Here is an 18,387-nt window from a genome sequence, read left to right on the forward strand (position 1 = left end):
CCTCCTAAAACTTTCTCTTACGAGCAGCCTCAGACTTCTTCTTGCGCTTTACGCTTGGCTTCTCATAATGCTTGCGTTTCTTCACCTCAGCCAAGACACCATCCTTAGCAATGGAACGTTTAAAGCGACGAAGTGCAGCATCAATTGTCTCGTTTTTGCGAACTTTCGTTTCAGACACCAGTTTTCCCTCCCTCCGACCAGACCGTCCAAGAGCATAACAACACGGTTCATCACCTTTCATTATAGGTCAAACCTAAATAAGGTGTCAACCTTCGCGTTATTCTTTTTTTAGCCGGGCTGTACATAGTTGCATTGCTTACTTAGGCATGAGAACTGGAGTTCCCCGTAAGGGCACCAAGCTTGGCTCCACCCAGCAGATGATAATGCAGATGCGGCACTGCCATCCCGCTGTCCGGACCGCAATTATTAATCAGCCGGTAGCCGGTATCGGCAATTCCGAGCTCTGCGGCAAGCTGCTGTGCTACGGCATGAATCTCGCCAATCAGCGGCAGATCCTCAGGCGTAACCTCGTTCATAGAAGCGATGTATTTCTTCGGGATAATCAGCACATGCACAGGGGCGGCAGGCTCAATATCGTGGAACGCCAGAATCCGCTCATTCTCGAACACCTTTTTGGACGGGATTACACCTTCGATAATTTTGCTGAATACAGTTTCCATACCACGCTTCCTCCCAAAAAATTTGTAATGCAGAAGCTTGCATCCGGCACTTTCCGCAGCAGAGGCTGAGATAACAGACACGAACCTAACTCTTATTCGTACAACGGCCACCCGCTACTCACAGGCAATGACCGTCAATACAGCTAGAGCTCTGCGGGGCGCACACGCCTGAAGATCATCGGGCTTCCGGCCTGATCGGCTTCGCGACAAATTTCAATTTATGGAACTAATCATACAGGATGTTGAGCAATTACGAAAGGCGGAAGGCTATTTTCTGGTAAAACCAAATGTCTGGCGCGGCTTATGCTGGGATTGTGAGGGAAAGTGGGCGGGCGGCGATGTATGGGGGAACTGGGGTGGGAGCAGCAAGGAGTGTGGGAGCAGGTAAACAGGCAGGGATCAGGGAATAGGGATCAGGATATCAGGTGGAGACGGATCAGTGAAGCAGGGGTGGAAGTATCACGCGAACAGGGCGTTAATATCAGTGGCAGGGAGTGGAGGATCACAATAACAGGGGGTGTAGGTAGGGCAGACTGTATTATAACAGGGTGGGCGGCACAATAAATTCGGTTTATCGTGTACATTTGGTCAACAAACACCTCAACAGCCATATTGTGTTCGGTTTTTCGCATACATTTTGTTCGATTGCCTTAAAGGAGGGTGCTCCCTCCTTGGGGTAGGACCGTTGCTAGTTTTGAGCGTGGACCCAAAAAAAGACAAAAAAAAGAAACACCCTTCACAGCTCATATGAGCTGCTTCGGCGGCGGACGTATGAGAAGGAGTTCATTCCCTGTCATACGTCCGCCGAGGTGTTTCAAATAATGTCGGCTTAGCTGTATTATAACAGGGGGTTGGAGGTGTATCTGTGATTCTCATCACAACCAACCCCGTCTTTCACATTTTTTCCAAAAGAATGGTTGAACCCCCGCCGCCCTGCTCTGCAGGAACCACAATCAGCTTGCGCGGCAGGCGGGCCCGAAGCTCAGGAACATGGCTGATGATGCCCACAGACAATTGGTCATTATGCAGTCTCTCCAGTGAAGTGATGACGGTGTCGAGCAGATCCGGGTCCAGGGTGCCAAAGCCCTCATCCAGGAAAAAGAATTGCAGCGGGTATTGTCCGCGCAGCTGAATCTGGGCTGACAGGGCAAGCGCCAGCGACAGGGAGGTCAGGAAGGTCTCTCCCCCGGATAACGTGGACACAGGACGTCTAACGCCGCCGTTCCCGTCATCCCGGATGACGAAGCCCCCGCCTGAATCCACCTCCAATGCATAACGCTGCTTGCTCAGGAACCGTAGACGCTGTGACGCAGCCTGGCATACCTGCATCAGCTGCTCCTCTGCAATATACTCCACAAAGGCGTTGCCGCGCAGTACGGTCTGCAGCTTGGATAGACGCTCCTGCATCGCCGCATGTCCGGCCCGCTTGTCCTCCAGCTCTACCCAGCGGATATGGCGCTGCTGCAGATCCTCCAGATCCCGTTCTGCCCGTGCACGGGCCTGAAGCGAGGCTTCGTCCTCCTCTTTGCACCTCAGCAGCGTTTCCTGGCTCTCCTGCCATTCTTCACTGCTGAGCACAGCTCCAGCCAGCTTCTCTTCAATACTCCGCAGCTGCAGCAGGCACTCCGCCTCTTCTTCGCGGTAGGACTTCACACGTTCGGCAGCTTCTGCCCGTTCTCCGGTCTCCAGCGATGAGGCCTCCACTTCTGCGGCCGAAGCGAACGGCGAAGACTGCAGACTCTCCTCCCACTGGGCGGCGGCAGCGGTATAATGCTCCTGCGCCGATTCTGCCGCCTGTCGGGCTACCGCAGCTTCACGTGTCTGCTGCTGCGCCTTGTCCGCTGCCCGGCGGTGTTCCTGCCGGCAGCGTTCCAGCGCAGTCTGCAGCTCCAGCAATCTGCGTTCACACCCGGCCAGCAGTTCCCCGGCAGGCCGGCCGCCGGTCCCTTCGCGAAGGCGCTGCTCTTTATCGCGGGCAAGCGCCTCTTTGCCTTCAAGCTGCGCATCCCACTGCGCCAGCTCCTTGTCCAGCCCGGCCAGCTGCTCGTTCAGCGTCTGTACAGCGAGGCTTTTCTCGTCCAGGAACTTGACGCTGATCTCCAGCCGGCTGCGGATCTCCTCGGCGCGTTCATCCTTGCCAAGCATCTCCCGATACGTTATCTCCGCTTCCTCCGGGGCAAGCTCCGGGAAGAGACGGCTCCATTCCTCCCTTAGCTTGCTGGCTGAAGCAGCCAGTTCCTCTGCCTTGGCAGACAGTCCCTGCAGCCAGGTCTTCTCCGCTTCGGCACCTGCCGCCTCCTTGTGGTACACCTGTTCCAGCTCCTGCAGGGAACGCTGCCAGTCTGAGGCTGCACGGCGCAGCTCTGCGGAGCGGCCTCGGAGCGCGGCCAGCTGATCATTCAAGGCAGACAACCGCCCATCCAGCGCGGATAAAGCTTGTTCATCCGGAAGCTGCGCGGTTACCATGGAGTCGTGAGACTCCGAGGCCGGGGTGCTTAAAGAATCAGGTTCGGCGTGGAAGCCGGAACTGTCCAGAGAGTCAGATGCTGTATAAGAGCCGGAACTGCTTGGGAACTTGGAAGCCTCAAGAGACTCCGAAGTGTTTAAGGAATCTGAAGCGGTGTGAGACTCGGAATTGCTGAGAGTGACAGATCCGGCATCCGAACCGGAACTGCTTGAGAGCTTGGGTGCGGGTGCGGCGTAGGAAGTCATGCTTGCCGTCTTGTCCGCAGCCGCCTCTGCCCCGGCGGCGCCAGCGGCGGACTGGTGCAGCGCCTCTTCAGACGCGGCTCCCGCTAGCCCAGCGAGCCACGAGCTGTCCTGCTCCAGCAGGCTGCGCAGCAGATGGCGCGTCTCCAGCGCCTGCCGGGCCTGAGCGCGGACATGGCGGAGCCTATTGTCCAGCTCCTCAGGGTCCCCCTGCTTCTGAACAAGCGCAGGGGAGGGGTGATGCTCGCTGCCGCATACCGGGCAGGGAACCCCTTCCTGGAGTTCACCGGCGAGTGCCTGCGAGAGCCGGTGAACCTCCTGCTCCTTCAGCGCAGCCTCCACCGCGCTGATGTGCCCCTCCAGGCGGCCGGCAGCGTCTCCCGCTGCCCCTTCGGCCGTCCGCAGCTCTTCCTGGTGCAGGGCGGCGGCGGCCAGCAGCTCTCCGCGCCCGGCATCCAGCGCCTGCCGCCGGGACCCGGCGGCGGCCAGCCGCACTTCCGCCGCTGCGAGCACCGCCGCGCGGCTCTGGCGCTCACGTTCTGCCGATTCCCGCTGGGCCTCGGCAGAACGCAGTCCTTGCAGTCTCTGCATGGCTTCCTGCAGAGACTGCCGCTCCTGGGAGCGGACCGCCAGCGGCTGCAGGCTCTGCTGCAGCTCGTGCTGTTTCTTTTGGCCGCGGGCCAAAAGCTCACGCTCCCGGGCCAGGCTCTCCCGCCCGGCGGCCAGGCCCCGGGCGGCTTCCTCGCGGCGCACCTGCAGCGCCGCCCGCTCGCTGTGCAGCGCGCCGAGCTCGGCCTCCAGCTCGAGCGCGCGCCGGTACCGGCCCTCCTCCTCGCGGAGGGCCGGCTCGCCTGCGGACAGCGCGGCCTGGGCCGCTGCTTCCGCTTCCGCCCCGGCTGCCGCCTCCTGCACGGCGGCGGCAGCCAAGACCTCAAGGCCCCCGGCGCGTGCCGCCCGGGCCTTCCAGGCCTCCTCCGCGCTGCGCCAAGCCTTCAGTGCGGGCAATCTACGCTCGGCTTCGTCCGCCTTGCCGAGCTTCTGCTCCAGGAGGAGGATCTGCTCCTCCTGGGCCAGCAGAGCCTGCCGCTGCGACTCGCGGCGGGCCCGTTCCTCCTGCAGCTCGCGGATGCGGGCGAAGCGCTCGGCGCGCTCCGCAGCCTCCGTGAGCCGCCCCCGGCAATCCGCCGCATGACGGATCGCTTCCTGCACACGGACGGCTGCCGCTTCCACATCTGCCTTGCCCGCGCTGCCCAGCCCCTGCTGCTCGGCCTCCAGAGCGCGCAGTGCCGCCTCGTTCTCCTTGACGCGGCGGCTCAGCTTCAGTGCCAGCCCGTCGCCGTACTGTTCCAGATGGAACAGACGCTGGAGCATCTGCCTGCGGTCCACGCCCCGCAGCGACAGGAACTCGGCGAATTTGCCCTGCGGCAGCACAACGGCCCGGGTGAAGTCGTCCATCTTCAGCCCGATGTGCTCTTCGACACAGCGCGTAACGTCCGCCAGCTTGTCGGCCATCACAAGATCCCCGTCCGCCTTGACCTCGATGAACCGGCTGATCGTATTGCTGACCGACTGCTCCCCGGTGCGTTTGAACTTCCGTTCTACGCGATAGCGACGCGTCCCGGAAGAGGAGTTCAGCTCGAAGGTGAAGGCCACGCTGAGCTGGTCCTCGGAATGGTTCATAATCCCCTGGGTTCCGTTCACGGCGCGCTCCACTTTGCCGTACATCGCCAGTGTAATCGCGTCCAGCAGACTGGATTTGCCGCTGCCCGTCGGACCAAAGATCCCGAACAGCCCCGTCTCGGTCAGGCTGGCAAAATCAATCTCCTGCTCCGCCCGGTAACTCTGCAGCCCGGATAATTTCAACAATATCGGCTTCAAATCAGTTCTCCTCCCCTTCCGCTGCTTCATGCCGCTCTTCTTCCGCCAGCTCCAGGAACAGCTCAATCAGGCTGTCATCCGGCTCCGCACCGCCGGTCTGGCGCTGATAGAACCTGCGGAACAGCTCCTGTACCGGCATGCGGGAGCGGGACATCTCTTCCAGCTCCTGCTCCATCTGCGGATAGATTGGCCGGATATGGACGATGCCTTCCCGTGACTTGCGCAGCCGCTGGATATCATTCATCGACATGGCCTCGGTTAAGCGCAGCTCCAGATCAATGAATGCTCCTTCATCCCTGCCCTCATCCAGCCAGCCGTAGACCTCCTGCAATCCGCCCGCAGACTTCCAATTCACCAGCGGCCGCCCGCAGGAGAGATAGATCTCCTCGAACACAGGCTCCCCGCCCGGTGCCACATCAATCATCGCCACCGACTTGGCCTGGCCTGCTTCTGAGAAGCTGTAAGCCAGCGGGGAGCCGCTATAGCGGATCATCCCCTCGCCCTTGACCCGCTGGGCGCGGTGAAGATGCCCAAGTGCCGTATACTGCGCTCCGCAAGAAAGTGCCGAAGGATCAACGGTATAAGCGCCGCCGACCTGAATCGGCCGTTCAGAGTCACTCTCCACGCCGCCCAGCACATAGATATGGCTCATCGCCAGATTGACGGTCTGCGGGGTGAACTCGCGTCCAAGCAGATTCATCAGCCGCCCCACCCGGGCGCTGTAAGCCAGCCTCAGCTCAGCCTCTCCGCTGTCTCCGGCAAGCAGTTCGCCCAACCGGGCTTCGGAGGGGTAAGGGAGCGCAGCGATTTTGGCAACCTCGCCGGTTCTGGCCGCATGCACCGTGACCGGCTCCGAAGTCGGCATTCCGACGAGCGTAATCCCCTGTCTGCGGACAAGCGGGGACACGGAAGCTACGCGCTCCGGCTGGTCGTGATTGCCCGAAATAACCACCAGCGGACGGCCGCCTGCCGTCAGTCTGGCCGCCGCGTCATAGAACAGCTGCTCCGCCGCAGCCGGAGGATTGACCGAATCATAGACATCCCCCGCCATCAGAATCAGATCCGCCCCGGAGGAATCGGCTATCATAACCAGCTCATCCACGAACTGCTCCTGCTCCTTCTGCCGGCTTCGGCCCTCCAGCGTCCGCCCCAGATGCCAGTCTCCCGTATGCAATATGCGCATTTCCGCCTCTTTTCCCCGCCTGTCTGCGGCAATTATAGATTCAAAGAATGTATGCTGTTTTTCACATACATTCGGTTCATACGCCTGCGCGCAAGCACAATGTATGCTGTTTTTCGCATATATTCGGACCATTCACCTGCATACGAGCACCATGTATACTGTTTTTCACATACATTCGGTTCATATGCCTGCGTGCGAGCACCATGTATACTGTTTTTCACATACATTCGGTTCATATGCCTGCGTGCGAGCACCATGTATACTGTTTTTCACATACATTCGGTTCATATGCCTGCACGCAAGCACGATGTATGCTGTTTTTCGCATATATTCGGACCATTCACCTGCGTGCGAGCACCATGTATACTGTTTTTCACATACATTCGGTTCATATGCCTGCGCGCAAGCACCATGCATGTATACTGTTTTTCACATACATTCGGTTCATATGCCTGCGCGCAAGCACAATGTATGCTGTTTTTCGCATATATTCGGATCATTCACCTGCGTGCAAGCACCATGTATGTTGTTTTTTAGATACACTCGGTCCATATGTCGCTGTTCCAGCCGGTTGCATTCGGCTTATAGCATACATTCAGCCTTTAACCGTGAGATTAGATACACTCTTGCTCTTCCCGGCGATCCTTCAGCCACATTCAGCCAGCAAAGCCACTCTACGAATCATTCATAGAACTCTTATCCATAAATATCATTTCAGTCGACAGCCAACGAACTTCAGACCGCAAGCATGTATTAGTCTAAAATACCGCGTAGCACCCTAGATCCGCCTCATCCTCATCCGCCGCAGCTACCGCAATCCTTCCCCGCCAATCACAATCTCACAGCATGTCCGCCGTCGAAAAAGTACAGCCACACCTCGCTGACCGGCTCGCCCAGAATATCCAGCAGCGCCTTACTGTACAGCTCCAGCTGGAAACGGTATTTGTCCGACAGCTGTGTAAGCCCGTCCCCGTGCGGAGGGATATGATCTGTTTTGTAATCCAGCAGAATCAGCCGCCCCTCTTCCCGGAACAGGCAGTCAATCACCCCTTGAATCAGTACCGTCTCTGCAAAATCACCGCCGCCGCGTTCATCCGCAAGTCCGGCAGCCGCTTCGTCCAGATAGTCAAGCCCCCGGTAGGCTTCACCGGCTGGCATCGTGTAACTGAAGGGCTGCTCTCTGGTCTTCCAGGCAGAATGGAACAGTCTGTGTCCCAGCTCACTCAGGCAGAACTGCTCAACTTCCTCCAGCACCACCGCATCCGCCTGTTCCTTGCTAAGGATAGCAAGCCTTTCAAGACGCGCAAGCGTAGCCTCCAGCACAGACCGGTCTACCGGCTCATCCAGGGGGATATGCTGCATCACCGTGTGATAAGCCGTTCCGCGCTCGGCAGGGGTAAGTCCCCGCTGCTCCATGAATTTCGGCCGCTGGAGATGCAGGCTGTCCCTATACCCGCGTTCGTTCCGTTCGTCCGGTCCACCCGGGAGCTTCCGCTCCTCCAGCTGGTCGTAAGACGGCTGCTCCTGCATCGACAATAACCCCTTGAGTTCGGTGACAGAGGTCTTAGCAGGGATGCTTGACGCTGCCGCATACCGGTAAGTCCAGCCCAGTCTCTCCGCTATCTGCGCAGCTGCCGGGGTTTCAGGTGTTGACACCGCCCTGCCCCTGCGGAGCGCCTCCAGCATCACCCGGCGTTGTTCGTTTTTGGCCTGATCGCCGTCCCCGGCAAGAAAAGCGCCCGGGCTAAGCTCCGCTGCACCAGTCACCGTAATGCTCCAGTTCGACTCATCGCCATGCAGCACCGTGGATACCGGTCCCTCACTGCCTGCCAGCTTGCGCAGAATAGCAGCGGCAGGGTGGCGGATCAGCGCCGGTCCCACCCAGTCCAGATAGCTGCGGCCCCGGGCCAGCAGGTGATCCGCCAGCAGCAACTCTTCGCGGCCCTGCATCGCTGCCCAGCCCGAAACCGTGCGCGGCAGATCTCTGACCGTGCCGACCAGAATCATTTTGTCGCGCGGACGGGTCAGTCCGACATAGAGCACGCGCATCTCCTCAGCGAGCAGCTCCAGCCGCGAACGGCGGTTAATCGCCAGATAGGGCAGCGTCGGATAGCTGACCCGGGTCTCCCGCTCCACGAAACGCGGCCCGAAGCCAAGCTCCTTGTGCATCAGGAACGGGGAATGCAGGTCCTGACGGTTGAACATTTTGGCCATACCTGCCAGGAAAACAACAGGGAACTCCAGACCCTTGGATTTGTGGATCGTCATAATTCTGACGCCCCCGGCCTCCTCGCTGCTTCCTCCGGCAACCCCCAGATCGCCGCCATTCTCTCTCAACCGTGAGATGAACACCAGAAAGCGGAACAGCCCTCTGGCCGAGGTCTCGTTCTCGAATTGAACAGCCCGGTCATACAGCGCCTTCAGATTGTTCTGGCGCTGAAAGCCTCCGGGAAGCCCTCCGACCCACTCCAGATACCCGCTCTCCCGGTAGATCCTCCAGATCAGCTCGCTTAAGCTTCCTTGCCGGGCAGCATTTCTCCAGTTCTCCAGCCTATCCAGAAAGGACTTAAGCTTACGCTGCAGCGTAAGCGGAATATCCCGCAGCGCCGCCGAAGCATCGGTTCCGTCAGTTATACCTTCCTGTACACTCTCATTTCCTGACGATGGCGTAAGCTCTGACGCGGCGGCTGTCTCTCCGGCTGTGTCACCGGTACCGGCCCCCTGCCCCGCCAGCAGCGCGGCCTCCCAGAACAGATCCGGCGGATTGTCCCGCAGTGCCTCCCCTGCTTCAGAGGCCGCAACCAGCGTATCGTAGAACGTCCCTCTGCTGCACAGCCGCACCTTCGCCAGCTCCTCCTCGCGAAGATTCACTACCGGTGAGCGCAGTACTCCGGCCAGGGGAATGTCCTGGCGTGGATTATCGACAATCTGCAGCAGGGAGAGGGCAATCTCTACCTCGGTAGCCTGAAAATAACCCTTGTTCTGGTCCCCGTACGCCGGAATACCCTCACCCCGCAGCTCCTCAATCATCAGCGGCGTCCATACCCGGGCCGAACGCAGCAGAATGACAATGTCGCCGTATACTACGGGACGCATGATCCGCAGTCCTTTATCATAGATCAGCAGCGGCTCACCGCCGGTCATTCCCGTCATCTGCGAGATACGACGGGCAATGGCCCGTGCTTCCAGCTGCGCAGTCTCACTCTCGGCAGCCTCCAGCTCCAGAATGGGCAGCTCATCGCCCTCTGCCGCTTCGTCCGCCGGACCCGGGGCTGAGGCTCCCTTGTCGATCAGCAGCAGCTCCGGCGCAAAATAAGTATCCGGACCTTTATCCGCAGCTCCCGGAAAGTTTGCTCCGTACACCAGCTCTGCCCGCTCATCATAACTGATCTCCGCGACATTGCTGTCCATGATCTGCCGGAAGACCATATTCACCGCATTCACCACTTCCAGCCTGCTGCGGAAATTGCGGGCCAGATCGATGACGAGACCATCTTCCCGTTCCTCCTGTCCCGGATCAGCCCCCGCCCGGCCATCTGCCTCAAAGACATGCAGGGTGCTACCTGCACTGTCTCCGTAGGAAGGATCATTACTGAACCTGCGGTATTTATCCAGGAACAGTCCCGGCTCCGCCAGGCGGAACCGGTATATACTCTGCTTCATATCCCCGACCATGAAACGGTTGCCGGGGAATTCCCGGGAGATCAGCCGGACAATCTCCTCCTGCACACTGTTAGTATCCTGATATTCGTCCAGCAGCACTTCGTCGAACTGGCTGCGATACTCCATCGCCGCATCCGACGGGAGCGAATGCCCCGGCTGCGAGTCCGGATGGCGCAGAATCTGCAGGCAGTAATGCTCCAGATCACTGAAGTCCACCAGCCCCCGGCCCGCCTTCTCCAGCCTGTAGCGCTCGCCGAACGCGATTACGGTCTCCGCCAGCTCCTGCATCAGCGGAGCCGCCGTATGTAGTTCACTCAGGAAGGATTCCGCCGGACGGCCGAACAGAGATTTTTGCAGCTCGAGCAGGCTCTTCTTCACCTGATCCCGGATTGCCTTCACGCTCTCCTGAAGCAGCGGATCAGTGGCATCCTTCTTGCAGGGCTTCAGCTTCCCGAAGGAGATCTCCATGAAGATATCATACAATCCGGCCCAGGGCTGTGAGTCCACCGCGTCCAGCAGGCCTTGCGCCATCTCCAGATCGGCAGCAAGATTCTCCGCGTAAGGCGCCGGACCGCCGGGTTGAAGCGCAATGTCACGCCCCTGCTCCAGCTGGCTGATCGCCCCCTTCAGCGTCAGCCTGGCTTCGGCAAGAATGCTCTGCACCCAAGGTGTATGGCTCAGAGCCTCAGCATCCGGCAGCGCAAAGTCGGCTGCGGTATCCCGCAGCCACTGCGCAGGCCAGGGATGGCTGCGCGCGAAATCATGCAGCCGCTGAATCAGCGAATGCACCGCATCATCGCTCCGTTCACCGCTGAACCAGTCTGCGAGCTGCACGAACAGGGTATCTTCCCCGTCCTCGGCAACCTCGCCGTATTTCTCCTCGAGCAACTCTTCCAGCAGCTCCTGGCGCATCATCTCCGCCTCATGCTCATTCAGGATACGGAAGCCGGGATCAATTGGAATAATCTGGTAATACCGGCGGATTACTTCAAGGCAGAAGGAATGCAGCGTGGTAATGGAGGCTCTGCCCAGGAGGGCAAGCTGGCGGCGCAGATATTCATTCCCGCCCTCACTGTCCTCCTCCAGCTTACGCTCCAGCGCTTCCCGGATACGCTGGCGCATCTCGGAGGCGGCAGCCTTGGTAAATGTTGCCACCAGCAGCCGGTCCACACTGAAGCCCGCTTCCTCATTGCTGATTTTGCGGATAATCCGCTCGACAAGGACCGCCGTTTTGCCGGAACCGGCTGCCGCTGCCACGAGAATATCGCTGCCGCTCTCGGCAATGGCGCGCCACTGGTCGTCACTCCACAGACTGCCTTCCGGCTTCGTTTCGGGTACAGGTCTTGTACTCACAGCTTCTCTCCTCCTTTGCGGGACAGCAGATCCCAGATCACTTCTTTGCCCGGCTTACTTAGAATGTTATAGCTATTGCCCTCCACCGCTTCATCGAACTGGCAGACGGGACGGAAGGAGCAGAAGGTACAGGCTGTTTCCTGCTGAATGCGGTAAGGCTGTATTGCCACATCCCCCTCTGTAATGCTAGTCCCGATCTCCGAGATCGTGCTGCGCACTGAGGACCGCAGCTGCCCCCACTGTTCTGGGGTAGCTACGGATGCGCTGCTGTAGAAGCTGCCGTCACTCTTCAGCGCTACCGGAACAATAGAGGAATACCCTTTGTCGAGTGTGGTATCCATCAGCGAGACCACCTCACGGTCGGCGGTCAGCAGGCCCTTCATCTTGAAGCGCTTCATCAGCTCCTGCTCCGCTTGCTCCCGGTTCATTCCGTTGGCTGAGGTCAGGAGCGGATCATGAACGTGGAAATAGAGCGCTCCGGCAGGCAGTGCTTCCTGGCCCAGCCATTGCTCGGAATAGGTCAGCAGCACATCAAGGTAAGTCAGCATCTGTAGCGACAATCCATAGTAGACCTCATGCAGCTTGAGATCCTTCTGGCTTGATTTGTAGTCGATCACCCGCAGCAGAATCCCCTGCTCCCCTTCAGCCTTATCCACCCGGTCAATCCGGCCGACCACCTCCATGACACAGCCGTTCGGCAGTGTGATTCTCAGCGGAGGCAGCTCCTGGCCCGGGCCAAAATCCAGCTCCAGCCCGACCGGCTCAAAACTCCCGCGCCGCGAATGCTCCCCGAGGATGACCGAAGCGCGGCCGACAATATTCTTCAGCTTGCGCGAGATATAGCCGTAGCGCTTGCTGCTCATCAGAATCTCTCCCTGTAACAGCGGAGACAGCTTGTCTACGGTCTTCCCCGCCTCCGTGCGGCATTCCTCCGCAGTCATGCTGCCCCAGCTGCGGCCTTGCTCCTGCAGCCGCTTCGCCATCTCACTGAGGGCCGCATGGAAAAGCTGCCCGATATCCGGGGCCTGGAGCTTGTAGAGCTGGCGCTCCTTCAGCCTCAGCCCATAGGAAGCGAAATGGGAGAAGGAGCAGGCAACGAACCGCTCCATCCGTGACACGCTGCCGCGCAGCGTGGAGCCGCCATACAGGCGCAGGCTGGTCTCCTTCTTCAGCCGTATGCCTTCATTGCGGTAGAACAGCGAGCCGAGCAGCCGCTCCAGCTTCAGCTTCATGGACAGATCCGCATGGCGGTATTCCGCTGCCTGTTCATCCGCAGGCTTGTCTGCACCCTGCTCCGCCGCAAACCAGTTATAGACCTCCCACCACATGCCGGGTATCTCTGCCCCTTGACGCCACTGGCGGAGCTGAAGCAGCAGCATGCGGAGCGTCTGCTCAGGATGGCCGATGAAGTCCATATGGGTAGCGTCGTCATCATTGCCGCTCTGCGGGAAGCCGGAGAGGAATTGTTCATCTAACTGCTGCGGGAACATTCCCTGCAGCTGGCGGATGACCTCCGAAGGCAGCAGCGCTTTGCCCTCATCGTCAGCTACGGCATAGCTGATCCACAGCTTCCTGCTGGCAGTGGTAAGCGCATTGTAGATCAGGAAGCGTTCATCCAGCAGCTTCCGGGATGAGCCCGGTGCAAGCTCCATACCGGACTTCTCCAGCAGGAGGCGCTCCCCTTCGGAGAGAATGCCGTCTTCCTTGAACTGAGCCGGAACCACTCCTTCATTGAAACCGAGCAGGAAGGCGTACTTCACCCCCGACACCCGGGTGCGGTCCATCGTACCTACCAGCACCTGGTCAAGTGCGGGCGGGACGAGCCCCATTTTAAGCTCAGCCAGCCCGGTCTCCAGCACCCCGGCGAACAGGCTGAAATCTATCCGTTCCTTGCCCATCATCTCGGCAATCTGGTCCAGCAGACCCAGAACAGCGCCCCAGAGCTGGCTATGCTCCCGGGCAGCTTCCGGGCGGCCTTGCTTCAGAGACTCCGCTCCCATCCCTTCGAGCTTCCGTGCCGCTTCCGTATCCTCCAGCAGCAGATATACCGCCCGGCATAGCTCCAGACCGCTGCGGCTGGCTTTGATTCTCTGCTCAAATGCCTGCAGCGGTCCTGTAATCGCACTCCGGCAGGCTTCCATTCTGGATAGCATGGCTTCATCTACAGCCTCACTGCCCTCCAGGGAGAGGCGCGGAATCCCCTTCCAGGAGCGCCCGTCCGTCCAGCGATAGCCGTGAATGCCGCAGGCCAGCACATAGTTCTCCAGCTCATCCATATGGGCACGGGTAATGTTTCCGTCCAGCGGGAGCAGCAGCTCTGTCTTCACGCAGCGGAACACATCTTCATAACGCCAGCGGCGGCGGACGACATCGAGAGCGGAGCGGATGAATTCCACCAGCGGATGATGCAGCTCACTCTGCTTCTGGTCCAGGAAGAACGGAACGCCGAAGTCCTGAAATAACGGGGCAATCAGCGGCTCATAATCAGCCATATTGCGCATGAATACCGCCATTTCCCCATATTTAGCCCCCGATTCTCTAGCCAGGGCCTGCATCTCGCGCAGCACGCCCTCCACCTCGGTGCGGCGTGAAGCCCCAGCCCGGATGCTGATGGCTTCCTTCACCTGTTCAGCCGGTCCCGTCCAGGGATGCCGGCGCTGTAATCCGCGCTCCAGATGCGCGAGTACGGGAGCGTCCTTGAACCTTGGCAGGACAGGCGGAGCCAGCAGCTCATCCCATACGGTAAGTCCCATCTCCTCCGCTATTCCCCGGAGCTTAATGTAAGTAACCGCCGCCGGATGGAACAGCTCCAGCTCGTGCGGGGCAACGCCCGGCGGATAGATCCGGTCCAGTGTGAGCGCAATGGTCATTGTGTCCGCGTACTGCATCAGCTCACGCAAGACGATGAATTCCTGATTGCTGAAGCCGTGGAAGCCGTCCACCCAGATCTCAGCGCCGCGGATATAGGCAGAGTCCGCAATATGCTCAGCCAGTTCGGCTAGTCTGTCCTCTTCATCTATATAGAGCTGTGACATCTCCTGGTCCAGCTCGCTAAAGACGAGATGCAGATCATCCAGCTTCCCGGCCAGAATAGGGCTGCCCAGCGTGGCATCCCGCATTCTGCCGATCTGCTCCTCCAGGTCTCCGGCTCCAAGACAGCAGCGCTTAAGCTCCGTGTGCAGACTGCTGAGCCGCTCCACAAATCCCGGCCGGTCCGAGGAAGCCCCGAACAACTTCAGCTCCTCCTTGCGCTTGCTGATAATCTTGTAGATCAGCATCTTCTTGCCTTCTTCACTGATAGGCAGACTTGCGCTGCCGCCGGTCTCCTGCTTCACCCGGTAGGCAAGCCGCGAGAAACTGAGCGTCTGGGCGCGCAGACTTCCCTTCACGCCGCCCGCCGCCAGCAGTCCCCGTTCCGCTCCGAACGATCCCTGCTCGGGAACAAGTATAATGATCGGGGCCCCAAGCGGCTCTGCCTTCAGCCTTGAGGATACCCTCTCCCATACTGTAGTCGTCTTGCCGCTGCCCGAGCGGCCGATGATGAAGTTAACCGTCATTTCAGCAGACTCCTTCCGTTGAACCCTGGCGCTCTATGTGACACCAGAATCTATGAAACTTCTCGTCTCAACAGTATAGCATACCTCCACCGCGTGCTCCAGAACGTACGTTTGCCATTGTTTGCAAATGTTCACTAAGTTGCAGCGCCCGCTCTATCCGCAGCTTGGTAATATACTGAATCAGCGTCATGCCGTTCTCCTTCTTGAAGGCGCCTGCGAAATAGCTCGGGCTTAAGTGAACGACCTGCGCACAGCTGTTAAGGGTCAGATTCTCCTCCAGATGCAGCCGGATATATTCTCTGGCCCGGTTAATGGACTGTGTTACATTGCGGAACTGCATGCTATCGACGAATTCGCAGCCCATGCTGGCGAAGTGATTGATATAGCTTTTCCAGCCGCCAAAAGTTAAAGTGCAGCAGGCGCGGGACTCGGGCTGATATTTGTGCTTAGGTGTATTTGGTACAACTAAAAGCGGCCAAAATAGCTCGTTAACAGGTTTAAGTGTATTCTCTGCAACTAAAAATCAGATTTTCATCTCCACAGTTACTCCGAGCCGATTTTAATTGTACAGAACACACCTATCTCAGCTATTCTGGTTTTGGGCGGTCTTTTAACTGTACCAAATACATCAAAAAAGAGCCTCTATAAAAGAGACTCTTCCCGCAAAACCGGCTATGCAGCCGGGTCTGACAATTCTATTTGCTGCGCACCTCAAAGATGGCGAACTTAAGATAATGCCCCTCGTCCACGCCGAGAATCTGCGGATGATCCTTGCCTGCGGCCCGCCATTCGATCAGTCTCAGCACCTTGCCGGCATCCTTGGCCGCCTCCATGATCGTGTCAAGGAACAGCTGCGGCTGCATGTGGTATGAACAGCTGGCCGTGACCAGATATCCGCCGTCATTCACCAGCTTCATACCCTGCAGATTGATGTCCTTGTAGCCGCGTACGGCCCCTGCCACTGCACTTTTGGTCTTGGCAAAAGCAGGCGGGTCCAGAATCACGACATCCCACGTGCGTCCGCCCCCGGCGGTCATCGGCTTCGCGGTGTCCGCCTTGGCAGCCGGTTTGCTTCCGGTTTTCCCTTCCGCCGCTGTGCCGCCCGTAGCCCGCTCAGTGCGTTCCTCCTGACCCTTGACCTGATTGCGCAGGAAGGCAAATGCATCATCTACCACGAATTCCACCCGGTCGCTGAATCCGTTGATCTCCACATTGGCCTTTGCACTCTCGATGGCATGCGCGGATACATCCAGGCAGGTTACCTTCTTGGCACCGTACTTGCAGGCATGCAATGTGAAGCTTCCCGTATGCGCAAAGCATTCCAGCACAGTCGCACCATCCCAGTACGGGAAGGTGACAGGCTTGCCGCTTTTGTTGACTGGCAGCGTCTGAAGTGAACCATCCTCGGCTGCTACGTTCTGCAGTGTAATTCCGCTGCGCCCGCCCCAGCCCTTCATCAGCGGAGCAATCGATGCTCTATTCTCCCGCTGATCGAAGAAGTAGCCGGTCTTCTGCCCCTCTTCAATATCAACGATGACCTTCAGCCCGTTCTCACTTACAGTAATGTGGCGCGGGCATTCGCCGTAGAGCACACCCGTGGTCTGTTCCAGTCCCTCCAGCTCCCGCACACTGACATCGCTGCGCTCGTAGATGCCACGCGGCGCCAGCACCTGCACCAGCGCCTCCACAATCTCGGAGCGGTGCTGATCCATAGCCAGTGTCAGCAGCTGCACCACAAGGACTTCACCGAAGCGGTCAATGATCAGCCCCGGCAAAAAATCCGCTTCCCCGTAGACCAGACGGTAAGCGTCCGCCCCCGGCAGGAAGCGTTCCCTATGCCGCAGACAGTCCGCGAACCGCTGTGCAAAAAACGCCGTGTCCATCGCCGCCAGCTTATGCTGCGACAGAATTCTCACCCGGATCTGTGAAGCCGGATTATAATACCCGGTAGCCAAGTACCGCCCCTGATGGGTCAGAACATCCACCAGTCCGCCTGGCTGCGGATCTCCGTCTACAGATGCTACTTCACTGGCGAAGACCCATGGATGGCCCTGTTCCAGTCTTTTTTTACGGTTGCGTTCCAGAATTACTGATGCCAATACCTTCAACTCCCTATTCTTGTTGCCAGATTAATATACATGTCCTATGCCTGGCGTTCATATATTGGTACAACCCCCGTAAAATAACCCCACAAAGTGAGGCGTTAGCTTCGAGGATGTCTCAGGTACTTTGCGGGGACCCCGAAACAATATAAGTGGAAACGGCTGTGCTGTCCTCTCAAGGACGGTTCCGTTTCAGCGAGAAATAGAAGGATAAGTTATTGTGTGAAACCAATAATTTCTTATCTTTTCAAAAAGGAGCCTGTCCTTATGATCCGTGAACTGTTATTCCCTGTCCTCTACGGTCTTGTCATATTCCTCGCCGGCATGAAGGTGATGGAAGCCTCGTTGTCGCGGCTGGCCGGTCCGCTGCTGAAGCGCAGCCTGCACAAGGCGACCTCCACACCAGCCAAAGGCCTGATCGTCAGCGCCCTGCTGTCGGCGCTGCTGCAGAGCAGCACCGCTGTAACGGTGCTGACCATCGGCATGGTCAATGCCGGGCTGCTGACCTATGCCCGCACGCTTGGCATTATTCTCGGCAGCAACATCGGCACCTGCCTGACAACGGAGCTGATCAGCCTGCAGATCAGCATGCTGGCCGTGCCGCTGCTGATCGCGGCGCTCTGCCTGTGGGCCGCCGCCGTGATGGCCGGCGAGCTGGCCCCGCAGTCCCAGCGGCTGCTTGAGGTCTGCCGCCGGATCTCGGGACCGCTGCAATTCATCTGCCTCGCGGTCACCGGCTTCGCGCTCGTCCTGTGGGGCATCGCGGTCATACAGTCCATCGGCCCTGCCCTTGAAGGCAGTGCCCTGTTCCGCTGGTTTCTCGGACATGCCGCAACCAGCGCTCTGTGGGGACTAGCCGCCGGGGCTGTGCTGACGGCGATGGTGCACAGCAGCGCCGCAGTCATCGGCATGGCGATGGGCCTCGCTGCCAGCGGCGTGATGCCGCCTGCGCTTGGCATTGCCATCGTCCTCGGCGCGAATATCGGCACCTGCGTCACTGCTGTCATTGCCGCCATTGGCAGTACGCCTTCCGGCGTATTCGTCGCCTGGTCGCATGTGACACTGAATGTCGGCGGCGCCTTACTCTTCCTGCCCTTCATCCAGCCTCTGCAATCCCTGTCCGCCTGGATCGGCGGCGGACCTGCCGCCCAACTCGCCCATGCCCAGACTATTTTCAACGTCGTCTGTTCGCTTGGTGTACTGCCGTTATGCTATCTGCGCGTCTGGTCCAGGCTGGAGCAACGGCTGCAGTCCTGAGTCTT

At 59.0% G+C, this 18,387-nt stretch carries 9 protein-coding genes; 1 reads left to right on the forward strand and 8 read right to left on the reverse strand.

Features of this window, described 5'->3' with window-relative positions:
• Positions 1 to 4 precede the first annotated feature (4 nt).
• From rpsU to MKY12_RS23420, 8 genes are all read right to left on the reverse strand, one after another.
• Positions 5 to 178, reverse strand: a complete 174-nt coding sequence (rpsU, locus tag MKY12_RS23385; protein WP_005547957.1) for a 30S ribosomal protein S21 — start codon at positions 176 to 178, stop codon at positions 5 to 7.
• A gap of 142 nt (positions 179 to 320) precedes the next feature.
• On the reverse strand, positions 321 to 680 hold the full coding sequence (locus tag MKY12_RS23390) for a histidine triad nucleotide-binding protein (RefSeq protein ID WP_076075810.1): 360 nt from the start codon (positions 678 to 680) through the stop codon (positions 321 to 323).
• 894 nt (positions 681 to 1,574) lie between these two features.
• Positions 1,575 to 5,267 (reverse strand): AAA family ATPase, encoded by a 3,693-nt coding sequence (locus MKY12_RS23395; RefSeq protein ID WP_339311101.1) that lies wholly within the window; start codon positions 5,265 to 5,267, stop codon positions 1,575 to 1,577.
• Between the two features lies 1 nt (position 5,268).
• Complete coding sequence (locus MKY12_RS23400) at positions 5,269 to 6,450, reverse strand: exonuclease SbcCD subunit D (protein ID WP_339311102.1); 1,182 nt, start codon at positions 6,448 to 6,450, stop codon at positions 5,269 to 5,271.
• Between the two features lie 831 nt (positions 6,451 to 7,281).
• Entirely contained in the window at positions 7,282 to 11,466 is a 4,185-nt protein-coding gene (locus tag MKY12_RS23405) for a UvrD-helicase domain-containing protein (protein WP_339311103.1), read from the reverse strand.
• Positions 11,463 to 15,023 (reverse strand): helicase-exonuclease AddAB subunit AddB, encoded by a 3,561-nt coding sequence (gene addB, locus MKY12_RS23410; RefSeq protein WP_339311104.1) that lies wholly within the window; start codon positions 15,021 to 15,023, stop codon positions 11,463 to 11,465. Before addB ends, MKY12_RS23405 begins: the two co-directional genes overlap by 4 nt.
• A gap of 67 nt (positions 15,024 to 15,090) precedes the next feature.
• Positions 15,091 to 15,387: an AraC family transcriptional regulator gene (locus tag MKY12_RS23415; protein ID WP_339311105.1), complete on the reverse strand. Its 297-nt coding sequence runs from the start codon at positions 15,385 to 15,387 to the stop codon at positions 15,091 to 15,093.
• Positions 15,388 to 15,718: 331 nt separating this feature from the next.
• On the reverse strand, positions 15,719 to 17,122 hold the full coding sequence (locus MKY12_RS23420) for a class I SAM-dependent rRNA methyltransferase (protein WP_339311106.1): 1,404 nt from the start codon (positions 17,120 to 17,122) through the stop codon (positions 15,719 to 15,721).
• 270 nt (positions 17,123 to 17,392) lie between these two features.
• On the opposite strand from MKY12_RS23420, the gene MKY12_RS23425 reads away from it, so the two are divergent.
• Complete coding sequence (locus MKY12_RS23425; RefSeq protein ID WP_339311107.1) at positions 17,393 to 18,382, forward strand: Na/Pi symporter; 990 nt, start codon at positions 17,393 to 17,395, stop codon at positions 18,380 to 18,382.
• The last annotated feature ends 5 nt before the right edge of the window (positions 18,383 to 18,387 follow it).

Origin of the sequence: Paenibacillus sp. FSL M7-0896 (genome assembly GCF_037975415.1) — a bacterium.
GTDB classification, from domain to species: domain Bacteria; phylum Bacillota; class Bacilli; order Paenibacillales; family Paenibacillaceae; genus Paenibacillus_AQ; species Paenibacillus_AQ silagei.